This is a genomic window from Myxococcus sp. AS-1-15 (genome assembly GCF_020037055.1).
GTDB lineage: Bacteria > Myxococcota > Myxococcia > Myxococcales > Myxococcaceae > Myxococcus > Myxococcus fulvus.
Genome location: NZ_JAIQDF010000067.1, coordinates 1 through 1,355 on the forward strand (window position 1 = coordinate 1; position 1,355 = coordinate 1,355).

The 1,355-nt window shown below is 69.2% G+C and carries 1 protein-coding gene; it reads right to left on the reverse strand.

Features of this window, described 5'->3' with window-relative positions:
• Window positions 1–1,298, reverse strand: a 1,298-nt coding sequence (locus K8625_RS43535; RefSeq protein ID WP_223786108.1) for a non-ribosomal peptide synthetase, incomplete at its 3' end; no start/stop codon positions are given.
• Window positions 1,299–1,355 lie beyond the last annotated feature (57 nt).

Sequence of the window (1,355 nt, forward strand, 5' to 3'; positions counted from 1 at the left end):
GGGAGGGAGAGCTCGCCGGAGAGGTGGATGGCGAGAGGGACGTTGTAGGCGGCGCTGCCAGGCTGGAGCTGGTCGATGAGCCAGAGGCGCTGCTGGGCGAAGGAGAGGGGGAGGCGAGCGTCCCTGGGGGAAGGGAGGATGGGGGACTGGGCGCCGGAGAGAGAGGCGGAGAGGACGCGGGCGAGGGAGGCGACGGTGGGGTTGGCGAAGAGGTCGCGGAGAGGAAGCTCGAGGCGGAGGGTTTCGCGGACGCGAGAGACGAGCTGGGTGGCGAGGAGGGAGTGGCCGCCCAGGTCGAAGAAGTTGTCGTCGACGCCGACGTGGGGGAGCGAGAGGAGCTGGGCCCAGAGGTTGGCGAGGAGCTCTTCGAGAGGGGAGCGAGGCGCGACGTAGGAGTCGGAGGCGTCGGCCACTCCGTCGGGAGAAGGAAGCGCCTTCCTGTCGACCTTGCCGTTGGGAGAGAGGGGCAGGGAGGGGAGGGAGACGAAGACGGAGGGGAGCATGTACTCCGGGAGGGAGCGCTTGAGGAAGTCGCGCAGCTCGGCGGAGGAGGGAGGAGAGGAGGAGGAGAAGTAGGCGACGAGGCGACGGTTGCCGGGAGAGTCCTCACGGGCGAGGACGACGCAGTCGTTGAGGGAGGGGTGGCGAAGCAGGGCGGCTTCGATTTCGCCCAGCTCGATGCGGAAGCCGCGAATCTTCACCTGGAAGTCGGAGCGGCCGAGGAACTCGATGGAGCCGTCGTGGAGGAGGCGGACGAGGTCTCCGGTTTTGTAGAGGCGAGCCTGGGGCTTGAAGGGGTGAGCGACGAAGCGCTCAGCGGTGAGTCCGGGCTGGTGGAGGTAGCCGCGGGCGAGGCCGTCACCGCCGACGTAGAGCTCGCCGGGGACACCGACGGGGACAGGCTGCAGGGCACCGTCGAGGACGAAGGCGGTGGAGTTGGCGAGAGGCCTGCCGATGGGGACGGTGTGGCCCGGCGCGGGCGCCTGAGAGATGAGGTGCCAGGTGCTGAAGGTGGTGTTCTCGGTGGGCCCGTAGACGTGGAGCAGGCGGGAGGGAGGGCCGTGGAGGAGGACGGCGCGGACGACGTCAGGGTCGACCAACTCACCGCCGAAGAGGACGGTGGAGAGGGAGGAGAAGGCGTCGGGCGCGTGGTGGGCGAGCTGGTTGAAGAGGGCGGTGGTGAGGAAGAGGGTGGAGACCTTCTCACCGCGCAGGTGCTGGACGAAGAGAGGCGGAGAGAGGGAGACGTCGCGAGGGACGCCGACGAGGAGCGCGCCGTTGAGGAGGGCGCCCCAGATTTCAAAGGTGGCGGCGTCGAAGGAGGCGTTGGAGACCTGGGCGACGCGGTCCTGGGA